Here is a 17,379-nt window from a genome sequence, read left to right as displayed (position 1 = left end):
AAGGGGTCTTACAATGAGGAAGGTCAAGAAAGGTTTGTACACCGTGGTTGCCGGTGCTTTAGCCGGAATGTTGATGTTAAGCGGATGCTCCAAAAGCGAAACGGGCGCCGGTAACGGGGAAGCGAGCGAGGAATCCTCCGCTCCGTCGATTGAGCTGAATATGACGATGATGACGGAGTCGCAGAATGACACGTCCGAGAAAGAAGCATGGGAATCGATCGCGCAAAGCTATATGGACAAAAACCCCGGCGTCACCATTAACATGGAAGTTCAGAATTTTGGCGGGGTCGAGCAGCATAGAGCTTGGGTCACTACGCAATTGATCGCCGGCACGGCACCCGATATTTTCATGACTCGCCGGATTTGGGATCACGAAGATTTGAATAAAGGCCAACTGGTCGATCTGACCCCTTATTTCAAGGAACCGTCGGCTTATCTGGGCGACAAGTCGCTGGAAGGGACGATCTCCCCCTCCGTTCTGGCGCAATTGATCGGCGCTCAGAAGCAATATGCCAGCGTTCCGACCTATGTGGACGTGGTCAGGGTTTTGTATAACAAGGATTTGTTTACGAAAGCGGGAATCGAAAAAGTACCGCAAACTTGGAACGAGTTCATGGATGCGCAAGCCAAGCTTAAGGACAGCGGAGTGACTCCATTCGCGTTCCCGAACAGCAAGCCGGGAGATTTCAACTATAGCTGGACTTCCCGGATTCTGACCGAGGAGCTGATCGCGAATACCTATCCCGAGCTTGATGTCAGCGGCAACGGTTTCATTGAGATTAACGAATACGTACGCGGCGTAGATCAAGGACTGATCGATATCGAGAAGAGCCCTTATAAGGATATGTTTGGCATAATTAAGGATTGGAGCCAATACTGGTCCAAAGGTTACAACGGCCTTGATATGAATTCATCCAACGATCTGTTTCTGCGCGGCGAAGCGGCAATGATCATGAGAACGAGCGCGCAAAGCAAGGTTATGTTCGAATCTAAAGCACGTCAATTCGAGATGGCTTCCTTCCCGCTGCCTTATTTGACGCAAGATAACCATCCGGACGCCGCAGGCAAACTGATGGAGATCGGCGGAGTTCCGGCCGGAAATCTGGCTATTCCCGCTACGATTCCGAAAGAAAAGCTTGAGGCTGCCATCGACTTCCTCCGCTTCACCGTATCTCCCGAGATTCAGGGCTCGATGGCCGATAAGCTCTACAGAGCGCCGGTCACGGAGAATGCGGACCTGCCGGAGAAGCTGGCCGGATTTAAGTTCGCGGGAGAGCAAATGAAGTTGAATATTTACGGCGGTGAAGTCGACAAGAACGTAACCGAGAATAACCAAAAGCTCGGTCAGCTGTTCCTGGACGGAAAGATCACGCAGGAAAAATACATCAGCCAACTGAAGAAAGTCATGGTTGACGGCGTTAACAAATTAATGACAACGAACGATTGGAACAAAGAGAACAATTACGGAATCACGAAGTAAATGAGGGCATGGGCCGCCGGTCGTGTGACTGGCGGCTTTCTCGTTCATCGGAAGAAGCCCGGCATGAAAGGGGGGCGTTTGGTGGGGATTCGGAAACGGAAGGGACACGACTTGCTCTTGCAATTGTTTTGGACTTTTTTCCGCATCGGACCTTCCACGTTCGGCGGCGGTTACGCTATGATGCCAGCTATAGAGCGGGAAGTGATCGAGAAGAAGCAATGGATCGACGACAAGGAGTTAGCGGATATGGTTTCTTTATCCGGGTCGGCTCCCGGCGGAGTCGGGGTAAACGCCGCCGCTTTCGTCGGTTATCGTAAAGCCGGGATTGCAGGGGCTGTTGCAGCGGTTGCGGGCGTTACGTTGCCGACCTTCCTGATCGTGATCGCTTTAAGCTTGTTTTATTTGTATTTTCAGGACAATTCCAAGGTAGAAGCAGCTTTGAAAGGCGTGCATGGCGCCGTAGTCGCATTGATTCTCATGGCTGCTTTCCGGATGGCGAAGTCATCGGTTTTTGACGTGGCCACGACGTGTGTAGCCATTGGGGCTTTCTTGGCGTTATTCTTGCTCGATATTAATCCGCTATATATCATTCTATCCGGGTTGCTGGCCGGAACCGCGCTCGTGAAAGGAAAGGAATTGATCGGTCTTCGGGCGCGGACGGAGAAATCAGGGATGAATAAGTCGAAGCATGAGCTTGTCTATCCGGAATATTATATTTGAATGCAAATTAGGGAGGGAGAGGGCGAGGCATGTTATGGGAATTGTTCGTTACGTTTCTGAAAATAGGCTTTGTTTCCTTCGGTGGCGGTTATGCCGTCATCCCTCTCATTCAATATGAAGTGGCGGCTAACGGGTGGCTCTCAAGCAGCGAATTTCAAGCGGCGGTGTCGCTTGCCGGAATGGCGCCCGGGCCAATAGCGACGAACAGCGCTACGCTTATCGGCTATAAAACGGCAGGGTTATGGGGCGCGATATTATCAACTCTAGGCATTGTATTGCCGTCTCTCGTTGTCGTTATACTGCTTACTACTGTATTCATCCGTCTTCAGCATAACAAATGGCTAAAGTCTTCATTTTATGGCTTACGTCCTATTATTACGGGGCTGATCGTATATGCCGCGATTCATTTCGGTTTTCTCGGCGGAAACGAGAACGCATTTACTTGGAATACGGTTTATACGTTGGGCATCTGCGCGGGAAGTCTCTATGTTATGCTTAAATACAAGTTCCACCCTTTTAAGGTTATTCTGACGGCCGGCGTTGCCGGTATTGTATTATTTTAACAAGTACAAGTATGCCAAGGGAGTTGGATTTTCGATGAGTTGTTGCGGTCCTAGCCGTTTCCAGACAAGCGACACATCCCTTCTAACGGAACAAGTAGACTCGGATCGGGGCATAGAGGCGTCCGTAATCGACAAATCCGGAATGGTATATATTCCCGGAGGCTCTTTTCTCATGGGAACGAATGACCGGGAAGGCTTCCCCGCCGATGGAGAAGGGCCGATTCACGGCGTCGCGATCACCGGATTTTACATGGACGCCTGTGCGGTTACGAACGAAGAGTTTGCCAGGTTTGTCACGGCTACGGGTTATGTAACGGAAGCCGAACGCTTTGGTTGGTCGTACGTATTTCATTTGTTCGTGTCGCCGGATACGGCATCCCGCAGTAATCGAACTCCGCCGGGAACGCCGTGGTGGCTCGTCGTTGAAGGGGCGGATTGGCGTCATCCGGAAGGTCCGGATACCGGATTCGAAGATCGAAGAGATCATCCGGTGATTCATGTCAGTTGGAATGATGCCATGGCGTATTGCGCATGGGCCGGCAAGCGCCTGCCTTCCGAAGCGGAATGGGAATACGCCGCCCGCGGAGGACTTATTCAGAAGCGATACCCTTGGGGGGACGAACTTAAGCCCGGAGGCGAGCATCGGTGTAACATCTGGCAAGGCAAATTTCCTGTCAAGGATCACGCGAGCGACGGGTATTCCGGCACCGCTCCGGTTCGAAGCTATCACCCCAACGGGTATGGTCTGTATAACATGGCGGGGAATGCGTGGGAATGGTGCGCCGATTGGTTTAGTCCGAACTATTATTCTTCCAATGAAACGGATAATCCGTTAGGGCCCCGTGAGGGAAGCGAAAGAGTAATACGGGGAGGCTCGTATTTATGCCACAAATCGTATTGCAACAGGTACCGAGTAGCGGCTCGAAGCAAGAATACGCCTGACAGCTCGACCGGAAATATCGGTTTTCGATGCGTACTGTCGATTTGAAGATTAGACGGGACTGGATAGCGGAAAAGCGGTTGCTGCGGCAACCGCTTTTTTTAAGATATTTTAGAATACCAAAGCGATGAAGACGCTAAAGAATAAATTTGATCAAAGGAGATTCATGCATTTAGGTGGTGAGAGGATGTGGCGGATCGTCCATTTTGGCAAGGTGAGCTCATGGTTGCTTCTTGTGATTGTTAGTTTTTTGATCGTAGCGACATTAAAGCTCGTGAAGGACCGACAAGTTAATGGGATTAGGAGGGTTGGAAAGACAAGGAATTTGTCGTAATATGATATACGAATATAGGAAGGAAGAACGAACCAACATCCGGGAGATGACTGCCATGGGAAATCGGAAAGCGAATACTTCAGGTAGGATTGATCTAAGAGGATATACATACGAGGGGGAACTTCGTTGCAATAAGCCTCACGGATTCGGCAAAGAATTCGATAGAACCGGCGGATTAAATTACGAAGGTTTCTGGCAGTATGGTCTAAAAAACGGGCAGGGTAAAGAATATCGTTCGCGTGTTTACGATTTAGTATACGAAGGTGAGTTTAAGAACAACCATTATGAAGGCAAGGGCATCTTTTATTTTAATAACGGTTATGTATACCACGGGCATTTCGAGGATCGGGAATTTCAAGGGCCGGGGGTGGTCTATGCACCTGACGGTGAGCTCAATTTCGTCGGTACGTTCTCGAAGAATAAGAAGGACGGAATCGGCTTCCAGTATTACAAGGGAAAAGTCATTAAAGGCGAGTGGGAGGAAGGCGAACTTATTCGGCAGATCGATCCGGATCATGGCAGCAGGGATTACTTTGAATCGATAGATCGAGAAAAGAAGATTCATTTTGACGAGATTCTATTCGAACTTGGCGTTGAAATGCCTTCTCTCGTACCCTCCCGAACCTCGATCCCGTTGACGGATCAAACCGTTCTTAAGCTCGATCCCAGTCTGGAAAAGGCGATCCGAAAAGATCCTCGAATTCAGAATCCAAATCCGATTACCATCGGAGACATGAAGCAACTCTATTATTTGGATTGCTCGTACGGCGAATGGATTAAGGATTTGACGGGAATCGAACATGCGGTCAATTTGTCGGATCTAGATTTGTCGGGATCGCTTGACGACAGCATCATTGAACTGCCGGATCTCAGTTGCTTGGTTAATTTGAATTCTCTCAACTTGAACTCGACAAACATCAGCTCCGTTGACAGCCTTGCGAACCTGCCGAATCTAGCCGATCTATACCTCCAGGATACGTGCGTTACGGATCTTAAGCCGCTGGCTCGGATCAAGACGCTCGAGAGTTTATCGGTCGAACGCGATTGGGTGGATCTAGAAGATCTAAAGTTCTTGGTAGAGCGGAATCCTTCGCTTACCATCTATGGATACAACGATGATGAAGATGATGATGATTACGATGACGATTGCGACCTTTATGAAGATGAAGACTAAAGAATAGAACGCAAATCAGCCCTTCCGACCTCCTACTTGGAGACGGAAGGGCTGAAAAGTTTGTTTTCATTTTACCGTGCTCCAATTATTAGGCAGTCGGTCAGGCGGTGGTGATCATCCTCATTACATTAAGAAGCTAATTCCCCCGGCCATCAGAGTCAAGTTAACGACTTTATCCTTAAGCTCTTCCTTTGCTCCTGGAAGCTGCCCGTGCGTCATCACGGAGAGGATCTCTCAAGAGCAGATCTTTTTAGTATTACCTTAAAGTGTATATTATTGAATTTTACTACAAATATTTTGCTTTAATCTCATTGAATATACGCTCTTTTTGATTCTTATGTTCCTTGATGGATTCTGATTCTGTCTTTGAATCAGAATAAAAATCACTTGGATCTGTTTGATCTAGGTTGAATTTCCCAGATTGCATATTGATTACGCAATATTGCCCAAACGTATTTTTCCTTAAGAATATCAGATATTCCTTGTTCTTTTTCATTTCAGTATAATCTTCAGTAGTTAATTTTGTCTTTCCTTGTATGTCCTGAATAATAGCTAACGGTTCAATGACTTGCAAATCTTTAATTTCTGTCGGTCCTTTCACAATCCTTTCAATGTCAATATCAGTAAGTGTGTAATAATCTTGGATCGCACCAGTAGAATATTGTACAATGTGCATTTCTCTATCTTCAAAGTCTTCAGTTGGCCTTCCAATAACAACTAGTTCAGCACCAGAATACAACTCATCTGCACTTGAATAACCTACATAGTCTGCAGACATAGATACGACGCGGAAGGAATTATAAACCGCGAAATAATAATAAGAAGACGCCGCTATAACTAAGGCTAGAATAAGAGAAATCATTGATTTTTTGTTCAGTACCATACGATTTTTCCCTCCTAAAATTATTTACCAACTACCCCACTTAGTCGTAATGTTGTTTAAGTCATAACTCGAAGGTGTGGTTATTGTACGATCTTTTAACGAGTCATTCCCTGCTGTCATTACAGAAGAGGCTTTATTGGTTGCACTTGTTGTGTGTTCTAAACCTACTGAATGCCCTACTTCGTGAGTTGCAGTGTTCTTAATAGCAGTATCAGTTTTAAGGTTTCTAGCAATAAAAGTGTTGTCATATAAAGAAACTACACTATAATCCCAATTATCAGAATCTGGATTTCGGGGGAAATTCCCGAAAATAGAGCGATAATAGAAAGAAGTACGACCAAAAAGTCCCTCTTCTGCGGTAGTACCTACATAATACTCATCGGTTGTTGAATCATTGGTAGTGGTAGAGCCAATATAAAGATTTGGAGATACCGCCGTCCATTTTGACCGCGCCCAGTCAAATTTTGAAGTATATCCATAAGATGCAATAGAACTATCATAATAAGCACTATAATAACCAGTGTTACGTTTGTACACGTGTACATCAGCGAATGCAATTGAAGAAAAAACCACGGAAAGTGCAACAAGAGAAAAAATTAAAGCTGTCCTCTTCTTCATTTTGAAATCTTCCTCTCCAAATAAATTTGTAAAACCTTACTCCTTAAATCTTCCCTCCTTAAATATTATTGTATAGGTTTATTTCCTATTATATCTTCCAAGTAATAGTGTATATGAAATTTTTTATGCAAAAAACCTACAATAGGTTCATTTATAATGTAATTAAATACCTATAAATTGTCATAAATTGTTGATTTATGATGGTGTTTTTCAAGCGTCGTTGATCACGAAATCCCCGCACCCATTAAAGCCCGAGCGAATCTACGGTTCCATGGGGCTTTTAATGGGTGAGGCGTGCTAAAGGAATCGGCATGCCCTCGTTTGGATTGGTAAACGAGGTGATAATCGTAGCCAATCCTGGAACTCAAATCTTTAGATGGATTTGCAGAAACCATGTTGTGATCCAAAGAATAAAAAATACTATTTTCATAATGGACTTAAAGAATTAGAAGTGGAACTTTTTTACCCAATAAAGTAAGAGAAATTAGGACATAGAAGATACATCATTAACAAAATATTCATGAAACGGGTCACTCGGCCTTCGGGTCGGCCGAGTCAACCATCAACATCTTTAATACGATGAGGAACGATACTTGAACTGCTACCGCGAGGTTTCGTTTTGATGTTAATGGGGCTGACATGTGGTAGCTTCTTTTTCGTTTAATGAGTAACGGGCAGGTATTTTTTAATCGAAAGCCGAAACATTAACATCAGCAAACCTGTCTAAATGGTTGAGGTGATTGACGATGAGAGTGTTTAAAAATTTGGGACAGATTTCGTTAGTACTCATACTTATGATTGTTGCGGCCAGCTGCAGTACGTTGGGCAAAGGATCATGTAATTCTGACAATGAGTGGGCCGATTTCCTGATAATCAATAACATTACGTATTATCAGAACAACGATGGAACCATGGCGGTAACGGCGGAGCAATTAGGGGACACGGTAGGGAAAATCTCTTACATGCTTAATGATCATGCTTGTACAGGTCACGTGTCTAAGAACGGGGACGCGGCATTCCTTCCGATTGGTACAGTTGTTTATGCATTGAAGGGTTATAAATCGGAGTTTCGCGTCGTAGCGAATAACAAGGTTTACGAGGTAAATGATAATCCGAATGCAGCAACGGTAGGAGATCTCATGGACATTGAAGGCAAGGTGGAGATAGTAAGCCTGGAAAGCGGCCAAGATGGCAGATTAATCGGCAACTTCAGCCAAGATGCGTCATCGGATTTCATAAGTGAGCTTCTACCTCTGCCCTATGTCGGCTTCGATGCGGTCTACGAGACAATCAAGCATGAGGCAGGAATCTTCCTGCGCGTGCACCTTCAAGACGGCACGTCATTTCGAATGGTCTACTATCCCAAAGCGAATGGTTTTTCGGCAGGAGCCTTCGGAACGGAAAAGTTGAAATTATTAATCATGTCTCAGAGACAACAAATTAAAGCAGCAGCGGGATTATAGCGGGTCTGCCGAGTGAACGAGAATTAGGAAATAGGATTGAGCTAACGAGGAACTATAGCTCTACGAAAACAGGCTACCGTTTTCTCGGTAGCCTGTTGAATTTCATTCACAACTCCTTAAGATACTTGGTATCAATAAAGAGGAACCGTTCTTCGTTTCCGAGTCGCATCGTCAGAGTGGGAACGCTAAGCGCGGTCGCCCATTCCTTGGAGTTAAGAACAAATTTTATTTTTCCTTGTCCCGGCTTGATTGCGGAGGGTTGCACTTTCATTAACTTCGCACCGTTGGGCGGGTCGAAGAGCGATGCGAAACTTGTTATCTTGCTCTTGTAATCCAGCACGAATTCCGCGCCTTTCGACGTCATCGTCACATTGAATGCAGTCACTTGGAAATCGTCGTTCGGGAATGCCGGAGTAAACGGAACGTTTCCTTTCTTCACCATGTCACCTTGAGAAGACGGAGCTTTCTCTTCCGAGGTTGGTGAAGACGTGGAAGCAGGCAACGTGTAAAGCAAACGGTAATCGTACCACGTCAAAACGTCCGTGTATTTAGCGGCGGCAGCCTTTGCCTTGTCCGTCGCACTAGCGCCACCGCTACTCACCCAACTGCTCCAACCTTCCAGAAATTCTTCTTTCTTAAGACCTGTTTCAAGGACGACGTGCTCAGGGGTTTGCTTCGGATCCTCGAAGATCCGGTAAACCGCGCGCCTCGAGGCATTTTCCCCGAACAAGTCGTCAATATATGCATACATAGATCCGATGAGCTTGTAGGTGTACAAGTGGCCATTCGGATTTTTCTTATTCCGGGTATACCATTCCCAATCGAAGGAAGTTCGGTAGTTACGAACTAACTCCATCGCTAAGGGTACTTCGTGATTGAACAGATCGGATAAAACGGACCTCGTATCTTGCTCCTTCACGACGAGGTTCGATTGCCCTTGCCACTCCTGCTGTTCAAACGAATCGGTTCCCACGTATGGATTGGCGGAAGCCATCGCATGGTTCAACTCGTGAGCCGTGTTGCCGTAGCTCGGACCGAATGCGCCGAATAAATACGTCTGCCCGTCCTTTACGTTAGCGAATCCGCCGCCGGCTTGTTCAGGACGTTCGATGAGATCTCTGCGGCCCATGATCTTGGCAGCCATGCTCGCGTCTTTCATGTAGAACGCAATGACCTTCTGCCCCGGAACCGGATAATAGTTCGCTTTCGCGATCCGTTCGTAGATGCTGTCCATTTCCTGCTGAACCGCCGTTGTAACCTGCTTTGCATACATGTCGTCCGCATATACGGTGAAATGCTTCGTCTCAAACTTTTTCCCCTTCGCCGTCGTTCCTGGGAAATTCGTATCGACCGGAGAGGTGCCGTATGCAAACGACTTTTCCGCTTGCGCAACTCCGTCGGCGATTAAGCGATCGGTAAGCCCGACGAGCGATGTCACGCCCGCATCGAACGCCGTCCGGTTTACGTTCAACGCTTTATCCGACATGGAATCGTCGATCCATGTGTTCCGGTCCCGGATGAGTACGAGTTTTTTCGTCTTCGTCCATAATTGCGAAGTTAGAGCATTGCCAAGGTCCGTATTTAGCCAAGCCGTTTGCGGCAGGACTCGGGACGCCGTCGCCGAATACGAAGGGTCCGTATAACTGTACATCATTTCGTTGGCAAGGCCGCTACCGCCCATGGCGTATAGCTCGACCGTAGTCTCGATATGCTCGAAATTCAGTTTTTCGGCCAGTGCTTTCGCGCCTTCTTGTTCCGTAAACTTGCCTCCGACGAATGCGAATAAGAGCGTATACTCGGGCTTATGGTCCCGATAATGGCTCGCCAAATGAAGCATTGTCGCTACTCCGGCCGCGCCAGCCTTCGCGCTCTCGTACCAGCGGTTATCGGGCAAGCTGCCGAAACCGTCCAGATTCGCGATATAGAGGATTGCTTTCTCTTCCTTCTCGCCCGGGATGACGCCGATCAGGTTTTCCGCCGGTTGCTTCGACCGATCAATCGTCATCTGGATATCGATCTTTGCATCAGGCAACGCCTTGGCGGTAGCTACTTGCGTTACGCCAAGATCGGTTGCCGCCGCCGATGACAGGTACAGCACGGGCACTCCAACCGTCTTCGTATTAAGCGGATGCTCGGCATTGCCGACTTTTAATTCGCCATTCGCGACGATGAATACGCCGGCCGCGCCTTTTTTCGCTGCGCGCTGAACTCTATCGAGTATCCCCTCGGGAAACTTGCCGTTAATATCATTCCAATGGAATACAATGAATTTGTTCTTCAAAGAAACGTTAGCGCCATATTCTTTTTCCGTTCCGGTCCCGGCATAGATGAGCTTTTCCGATTTGTAATTTCCTGTAGGCGTTTGCGAAAAAGGCATGTAATCCGTCATAAACCGGAGCCTCTTTCCGTTTACCGTCACTTGCTCTTTCGTCATCTTCGTCACGCCTGCTTCAAAGCGTTGCCGGTACGTCTTCTCCCCCAACAGAGGAATCATGCCGACAGCTTGCATCTGGTTCTCTACGTACGTTACCGCATCCGCGTAGCCGCGTGTCCCGGTTTGCCGCCCGGCATAATTTTGCTTAGCCAGTTCGGCAATGAGGGAGTAAGCATCATAAGGCTTCGACTCTTCAGCCCGGCTAACTCCAATAGGGAGAATCGAAAAAAGGATAGAGACAAGCGCCGCGATGCAAATCGTTCTTTTTCTGAGTAATCCTATCATTCCGTCTTCCTCCGAGTTCATTGGGAAAATATCTCTTTTAGCACTTTAATACTATATCATAATGTTCATTGAAACTATTCACTTGAGGATGGTTCGAATAACTCCAAACTTTAAACACATTCCCCAAACATTCATCGTTTAAGTTGGAGTGAGAGTTACGAATCAGACCATGATGAGAGTAGGGCTGGAGATGAACCGAAATTTGCACGATTACTGGGGGCCTAAGAGAATCATTCCGGCAGTACGTAAGACTGCGGATTTGCAAACGGCTTGCAATAGCGAATGGCCGGTAGTCTTTTTGCTGATCGGCGATTTGTTCACGGTGGAGGAGTATGTTAGCCAAGTGCTTCGCGCGCGGAAAAAGGTCTTCCTGCATGTGGATTTTATTAACGGGTTGGGCAGCGATCCCATCGTAATCAAATTTATAGCGGAGCGGATAAAACCGACAGGCATTATTTCCACGAAAAGCCACTTTGTGAAGCAGGCCAAGAAGAGCGGGCTCATCGCCATTCAAAGAATGTTCCTTATCGATAACTCGGCATTGGATCAAGGCATCCAGAACATCGAGCAGAGCTGCCCTGATGCCGTCGAGATTATGCCCGGCCTTATTCCAAGGGTTATTACGAAGCTGCGCGATACGCTTCCCCAACCTATTATCGCAGGCGGATTAATTCAGGATCATGCCGAAATCGAAATAGCCTTGCAAGCGGGAGCGAGCGCGGTTTCGATGGGCAGCAAGCACCTGTGGGCGCCCCGATCATAGAGCTAGATTCTATTAACGTGCGAATCGACGTTTACATATCTTTCATTTGCATTTGATACTGCGATAACAAAAGGCTGATAAAGTAGAACTTGTAGCCGACAATCGAATAATAAGGGTATGAGTCGAGGAGATAACCCTTTATGCAACAAATGGATGGCGCTTATTTTTCCGTGCCGCTTCCGTTTGGTGGATAAAGGGTTTTTTGGCTTGTCTTGAACTCTATTCGGATGAAGCTAAATCCGTAGAATGGAAGGATTGGAGACTCGTGATAAGACATTCTAGGTTCTTTTCCGTTATCCTCATTTTTACTCTAGTAAGTGGAATCATTCAGTTTAATTCATTTTTGCCTAAGACTAATGCTGCAGATGCGGTAAGGAAATCGCTCGATGTAAACAAAACGCTGGTAGCGCCCGTAATCGACGGAAATCTAGATGAATCGATATGGAATCTTGATCAGCAGTTGGATTCGAGGCAAGGGGACGGCATTTTCAAAGACTCGAGCTTCGGTTTGCTCTGGGATAACCAATATCTCTACATTGGCGTCAAGCTGGATGACGATAATCTAACTTCGAACGGTTCGGGTTATTGGTTCGAACAGGATAATATCAACGTGTTTTTGGATCCAACGATGCATCGGTCTACTCCGTTTGCGAAGGACGACATGCAGTTGGGATTCGTTTATCAGCCGGGAACGACGACTCCGGAATTTCATTTTGGAGCGGCGCTCAACAATCATAGCGGCAAAGACGAGAAAAAGATTCTTAGAGCCATCCAAACTACGAATAACGGTTGGTCTCTGGAACTGGCCGTGCCGTGGGATATGTTGAGTATGGATCCGTTGGTAACGAAGCAATTGGGCATTGAAATCGGAGCTTCGGATCGTTATGATACGGATCCTTCAAAGATAAGAAATAGCTATTGGAGCGCATTCAATACCTTATCTTTCTGGAATAATACGAGCGGCTTCGGACAAATCAACCTGGTAGACGGCAATCCGGTTACGGGAGCTATTAACCCGGTGCTGCTAGAAGAAAATTTTGAAGGATATGCGGATGGCGAGCTCCCGTTCGGATGGATATCGGACGTGAATGCCGGCAGTACTCCGATTTCCGTCGTTCAGGATACATACGGGAATAGGGCATTGAAGTTCGACGGAAATGCTTCCGGCAAACAGGCCCGAATCACGGCGCCCGTCCAATGGGATAACTACGTGATCGAGGCGGACGTGAGATTCGAGGAGGTACTGAACGGAGCCCGGTGGGCAGCTATCATGTTCAGAGGCGCTTCCAACGGCAAGAACCCTTATAATCAGATGGCTGTTAGGCAGAACGGCAGTTATGAGGTGGCCCTGAGGAAGCAAGATAATCAATGGGCTACGCCTACGCCCGTAACGGGAACGTGGACTCCGTTGATTCTTAATGAAGATTATTCATGGAAAGTCAGAGTTTCCGGCAGCAATGTTAAGGAATATATCAAGGCGAAGGGCGATCCCGATTATACGATGGTGGTGGATCAAAATCTAGGTCCCGATGTGTTGTTGGAAAAGGGAAAGGTCGGCTTTCAGGCCGATCAGAGCAAAGTTGCGTTCGATAACCTGAAGGTGACGAGAATTACCGCGGAACGTCTGGACGTGACTCTTCCTTCTACTTTGGAAGCCTTAACTACGCCGGTGAGCGTAACGGGCAGCGTCTATCAATCCGATGGAATCGCAGATCTTCTCACAGATAAACAGATTAAGCTTTATTCGTCCGACGAGAGCGTCATTAAAATTATCAATAACAAAATCGTTCCGGTTAAAGAGGGAACCGCAACGGTAAAAGCGGTATATATCAATGCCGAAGCCGCACAGCAGATCGTTGTAACCCCCTCTACTACCGGCGTGCAAACCCTCTCTTTAGTACCGGATGAAGGCTACAAGCTAGCGGTAACCGGAACGGAGATCCCGTTAGACGCTCTTACTTTCAAGGCGGAATTCAGTGATTTTACTTCTGGAACGCTTAAGGGCGACGAGTTAAATTGGTCATCCAATAATTCTGCGGTCGTCATAGAGGACGGGGTTATCAAAGTGAAGCAGAAGGGGGCCCATCTGCTGACCGTGCAAATGGACGGCGCATCGGCCACGATGCTTATAGCCGCTAAGGATGCTGCCGATTCCGAATACGTATTATATGAAGAAAATTTTGACGCCATTGCGGACGGTTCGCTTCCAGAGGGATGGATTCGTAAGGAAGGCGCCGCTGTAGGAAAGGCAGGAGTGAAGGACGGAGCATTGGAGATCGATGCGAGCGCTTCGCCCAACAATCCTTCCAGGGTACTGCTCCCTGAATATTTGGCGATGTTCGGCGATTACAAAATCGAAGCGGACGTGACTCATCTGGCGGCGAACGATGCGGCAAGATGGAACTCCGTCATGTACCGAATCCAAAATAACGATTTTCCCTATTATCAAATGGCGGTAAGAAAGGACGCAACGGCATCCAACGGCATTGAATTCGCCGAAAGAACTCCGGCTAACGCTTGGAATGTTATGGATAGGGGAACTTACACGGAGGCACTCGATCCTGCCAAAATGTATCGCTATGTCGTAAGGACATTCGGCAACAGAGTCGAGCAACAGATCAATGACAAGTTGATTAACAATAACGATATGGCAACCGCGTATGCCAAAGGAGGCATAGGCTTCCAGGCTAACGGCAGCAAAATGAAGGTAGATAACGTTCGGGTATCGCTGCAACAAACCGCGCTGACTCCTCTGCCATCCGACCTTTTCGTCAACGTGACGGAGCCGGAAACCAAAATTTCGATCGCGCCATCCGTGGTGACAGAGATTAAGAGCATGAACGATCTAAGCGCGCTGACAGGAACTACGCTTCCCGCCACGGTCATCGTACATGTTAACGGTGACTTGAAAGTGACGGATCCGTCCGGCAAGACCCAGATCGGAGATCTGGATTCGATGATCGACGCACTCGGAGCCAGGATGATCCCGGCCTTCTACGTGAAAGACGAACTGACCGTCAACGGCTTGATGGATGCTCTGAAGGCCAAGGGGATCGAGGATGCTTTCGTCATCTCGGACAATGGAGATTTAGTCAAAAGAGCGCGAACCCTCTATCCCATGATCCGCGGAATCGTTGATTTCAGCGCGATGGACATCGCGACTAAAGACGACCTGTTGGAAGTTCGCAGAAAAACGACGGTTAGCTTGTCTAAAATCGCGATTTTGCCTCAAAAAGCTTCGTCTATGGAAAATGTGGCCTATTTGCAGCAACGCGCCATCATCGTATGGGCCCAAGAAGCCGCAAGCCAAGCGACTAAAAGCTTATCTCTTCATCAATTGATTACGGCGGGCTTGAACGGCATCGTTACCGATTCGCCAACGAAAGCGTTCGAGGCATACAAGGTATACGACCACGAAACGACGCTTATCCGCAAGCCATACATTATCGCTCACAGAGGAATGCCTTCCGTTTCTCCTGAAAATACGCTCGTAAGCAATAGGCTGGGTCTCGAAGCCGGGGCGGACTTCATTGAGAACGATATGTTCCTCACTCTCGATGGACATTTGATTATTACTCATAACTATGAACTATCGACGACAACGAACGGCAGCGGCAACGTAGAAAGCTACACGCTGGCGCAATTAAAAACGTTGAATGCGAATAAGCCTTATCCGAACGGATTCCCGTTCGAGCCTATGCCGACTTTGGACGAGCAGATTGAGCTGGCTCGGCAGAGCGGGAAGATGGTTATGGCGGAGATCAAGACGAGTACGCCCGCGGCTGTCGATGCCTTCGTGAGAATCATCAAGGAGATGGGTGCGGAAGATGTCGTCAACGCGATGTCCTTCGACGCGAATCAATTGAAACGGCTCGCGCTGCTGATGCCGGAAATGCCTTCCGGATTATTAACCGGCTATATAGCGAACGAATCGAATGTCGGTAGATCGCTGCGCGAGACGCTGAAGGTGCTCCAGCCGTTGAATGCGACATTCAATACGGATTATTCCGGATTGGGCAAGAACTTCATGGAGGCCGCGAAGCATCGGGGCATTCTCGTATCTCCGTGGACGTTCAACAATAAAGCCGATTTCATGAGGTTGTTCAAGCTTGGGGCATTCGGTATAACGACCGATTATTCTTTCTGGGCATCGGATTGGGCGGCTGCGATTAAACCGGAGAAAGACCGCTACGTACTAGAGAAGAACGAGACCGTTCCGATTGTAGCGGAAATTGAGAGCTTTAAGGGCGATAAGACTAACGTAACGCCTGATATCGTATGGTTGGATGGCCAAGATCTGGTCGAGGTGAACGGAAGTAAAATGACGGCCAAGAAATCGGGGACGGCACATGCTCTGTTCAGATACACGGCATCCATGGATGAAAGTAATACGAATCTGTACGACATCTATACGCAACCGGTAGCTATTGAGATCAAAGGCCAGAAACCGGAAGAGCCGAGCGAAGGCGGAGGCAATGGCGGCGGTGGAAACGGTACGGGGACTGGCGGCACGGGAGGTACTGACGTTCCGATTCCGGCTAATCCCGCGGATGTGATTGTTGCGGTAGAAGGCAAAGTGGACGCTGCCGCATTGAAGAAGGCATTCGATGCTCACTCCCGAGTACAAGTGAAATTCACCGGAGACAATCTGGAGCTAGCGGCGGCCGGTCTTCTGGATGCAAGTCGTAAGAAGGATCAAGATTTGGTTATCTTGGGCGAGCATGCGACTTATTCTCTGCCATTATCCGTTCTGAATATCGAAGCATTGGCCAAGCAGCTTAACGTAAGCGTAGATGCCTTGTCCATCAGGGTGACGCTTCAAAAGCTCAGCGGCAGCGATGCTGCGGCAGTGGAAAATTCAGTGACTGCCGCAGGAGGAACGCCGGTCGCAGGGACCGTGAAATTTGAAGTAGAAGCGGTGAATCAAGAAGGGAAGTCCGTCGCCGTTTCGTTCGGTTCCACCTATGTTTCACGCGATATCGTACTGAACAAGGTCGTGGATCCGAGTAAAGCGACAGGCGTGCAAATCTTCCCTGGAACGAACCGGATGAAATTCGTTCCAACGTTGTTCTATACCAAAGACGGTAAAACAACGGCTACGTTGAAACGGAATGGAAATAGCCTATATACGGTAATAGAGAACAATATCAGCTTTGCGGATATGGCCAACCACTGGGCAAAGGCCGAGGTAGAGCTATTGGCTAACAAGCTGGTCGTGAATGGCGTGAGCGCTAATCGGTTCGACGGCGATCGTAATATTAACCGCGCGGAATTCGCAGCGCTGCTAGTCCGGGCATTAAGCTTGGATCCTGCGAAAGCGACGACAAAGTTCCATGATGTTAACTCCGCCGCCTGGTACGCGGAAGATGTGGCGACTGCCGTATCCGCAGGCCTGGTCAGCGGGTATAAAGATGGAACCTTCCGTCCGGATCAAGAGATTACACGTCAAGAACTTGCTACGATGGCAATCCGCGCTCTCGCTTACGCGGGTGTAGACACGACAATATCGGCAGACAAACAAGCGGAAATGCTTAGCCGATTTAAGGATGTACAGGCTGTCGGTTGGGGGAACTCGGAAATGGCCGCAGCGCTTAACGTTGGCCTATTGAAAGGGACGACAGCGAATACGTTGGGTTCCGAGAGTTACGCAACCCGCGCGCAATCGGCAGTCGTATTGAAACGTTTGTTGAGTAAGGCGAATTTTATTAACTAACTCCGTTAC

General features: G+C 48.0%; 11 protein-coding genes. 8 read left to right on the top strand and 3 right to left on the bottom strand.

From position 1 onward, the window contains the following. Nucleotides 1-13: 13 nt before the first annotated feature. From HH215_RS18550 to HH215_RS18530, 5 genes are all read left to right on the top strand, one after another. Nucleotides 14-1,480, top strand: coding sequence for an ABC transporter substrate-binding protein (locus tag HH215_RS18550; RefSeq protein ID WP_169281259.1), 1,467 nt, complete (start codon nucleotides 14-16; stop codon nucleotides 1,478-1,480). Nucleotides 1,481-1,561: 81 nt separating this feature from the next. Continuing rightward, nucleotides 1,562-2,200: a chromate transporter gene (locus HH215_RS18545; protein WP_310735487.1), complete on the top strand. Its 639-nt coding sequence runs from the start codon at nucleotides 1,562-1,564 to the stop codon at nucleotides 2,198-2,200. Nucleotides 2,201-2,229: 29 nt separating this feature from the next. Further along, nucleotides 2,230-2,763: a chromate transporter gene (locus tag HH215_RS18540; protein WP_169281258.1), complete on the top strand. Its 534-nt coding sequence runs from the start codon at nucleotides 2,230-2,232 to the stop codon at nucleotides 2,761-2,763. Nucleotides 2,764-2,797: 34 nt separating this feature from the next. Continuing rightward, complete coding sequence (locus tag HH215_RS18535) at nucleotides 2,798-3,751, top strand: formylglycine-generating enzyme family protein (protein ID WP_169281257.1); 954 nt, start codon at nucleotides 2,798-2,800, stop codon at nucleotides 3,749-3,751. A gap of 341 nt (nucleotides 3,752-4,092) precedes the next feature. Next, a complete protein-coding gene (locus tag HH215_RS18530; RefSeq protein ID WP_169281256.1) occupies nucleotides 4,093-5,211 on the top strand; it encodes an MORN repeat-containing protein in 1,119 nt (372 codons plus the stop codon). Between the two features lie 286 nt (nucleotides 5,212-5,497). Here HH215_RS18530 and HH215_RS18525 read toward each other — a convergent pair whose 3' ends face one another. Together HH215_RS18525 and HH215_RS18520 are read right to left on the bottom strand one after the other, a co-directional pair. Continuing rightward, nucleotides 5,498-6,094: a hypothetical protein gene (locus HH215_RS18525; RefSeq protein WP_169281255.1), complete on the bottom strand. Its 597-nt coding sequence runs from the start codon at nucleotides 6,092-6,094 to the stop codon at nucleotides 5,498-5,500. 24 nt (nucleotides 6,095-6,118) lie between these two features. Further along, the gene (locus HH215_RS18520; protein ID WP_169281254.1) at nucleotides 6,119-6,712 is read right to left on the bottom strand and encodes a zinc metalloprotease; all 594 of its coding nucleotides are present in this window, start codon (nucleotides 6,710-6,712) and stop codon (nucleotides 6,119-6,121) included. Between the two features lie 746 nt (nucleotides 6,713-7,458). Between HH215_RS18520 and HH215_RS18515 the strand changes: the two genes are divergently transcribed. Beyond that, nucleotides 7,459-8,175 (top strand): hypothetical protein, encoded by a 717-nt coding sequence (locus HH215_RS18515; RefSeq protein WP_169281253.1) that lies wholly within the window; start codon nucleotides 7,459-7,461, stop codon nucleotides 8,173-8,175. 106 nt (nucleotides 8,176-8,281) lie between these two features. Here the strand turns inward: HH215_RS18515 and HH215_RS18510 are convergent, their stop codons facing one another. After that, on the bottom strand, nucleotides 8,282-10,894 hold the full coding sequence (locus HH215_RS18510) for a M28 family peptidase (protein WP_169281252.1): 2,613 nt from the start codon (nucleotides 10,892-10,894) through the stop codon (nucleotides 8,282-8,284). Nucleotides 10,895-11,084: 190 nt separating this feature from the next. Here HH215_RS18510 and HH215_RS18505 point away from each other — a divergent pair, with 190 nt between their 5' ends. Next, nucleotides 11,085-11,657, top strand: coding sequence for a glycerol-3-phosphate responsive antiterminator (locus tag HH215_RS18505; RefSeq protein WP_169281251.1), 573 nt, complete (start codon nucleotides 11,085-11,087; stop codon nucleotides 11,655-11,657). Between the two features lie 265 nt (nucleotides 11,658-11,922). Continuing rightward, nucleotides 11,923-17,370, top strand: a complete 5,448-nt coding sequence (locus HH215_RS18500; protein ID WP_169281250.1) for a glycerophosphodiester phosphodiesterase family protein — start codon at nucleotides 11,923-11,925, stop codon at nucleotides 17,368-17,370. Nucleotides 17,371-17,379 lie beyond the last annotated feature (9 nt).

This window comes from Cohnella herbarum, assembly GCF_012849095.1.
Lineage (GTDB): Bacteria > Bacillota > Bacilli > Paenibacillales > Paenibacillaceae > Cohnella > Cohnella herbarum.
The sequence above is the reverse complement of the archived record's forward strand: the minus strand, read 5'-3'. Positions and strand labels throughout refer to the sequence as shown.

Coding starts and splice junctions, on each gene's coding strand:
- HH215_RS18550 (WP_169281259.1), top strand. CDS start 14: ATGAGGAAGGTCAAGAAAGGTTTGTACACCGTGGTTGCCGGTGCTTTA.
- HH215_RS18540 (WP_169281258.1), top strand. CDS start 2,230: ATGTTATGGGAATTGTTCGTTACGTTTCTGAAAATAGGCTTTGTTTCC.
- HH215_RS18535 (WP_169281257.1), top strand. CDS start 2,798: ATGAGTTGTTGCGGTCCTAGCCGTTTCCAGACAAGCGACACATCCCTT.
- HH215_RS18530 (WP_169281256.1), top strand. CDS start 4,093: ATGGGAAATCGGAAAGCGAATACTTCAGGTAGGATTGATCTAAGAGGA.
- HH215_RS18525 (WP_169281255.1), bottom strand. CDS start 6,094: ATGGTACTGAACAAAAAATCAATGATTTCTCTTATTCTAGCCTTAGTT.
- HH215_RS18520 (WP_169281254.1), bottom strand. CDS start 6,712: ATGAAGAAGAGGACAGCTTTAATTTTTTCTCTTGTTGCACTTTCCGTG.
- HH215_RS18515 (WP_169281253.1), top strand. CDS start 7,459: ATGAGAGTGTTTAAAAATTTGGGACAGATTTCGTTAGTACTCATACTT.
- HH215_RS18510 (WP_169281252.1), bottom strand. CDS start 10,894: ATGATAGGATTACTCAGAAAAAGAACGATTTGCATCGCGGCGCTTGTC.
- HH215_RS18505 (WP_169281251.1), top strand. CDS start 11,085: ATGAACCGAAATTTGCACGATTACTGGGGGCCTAAGAGAATCATTCCG.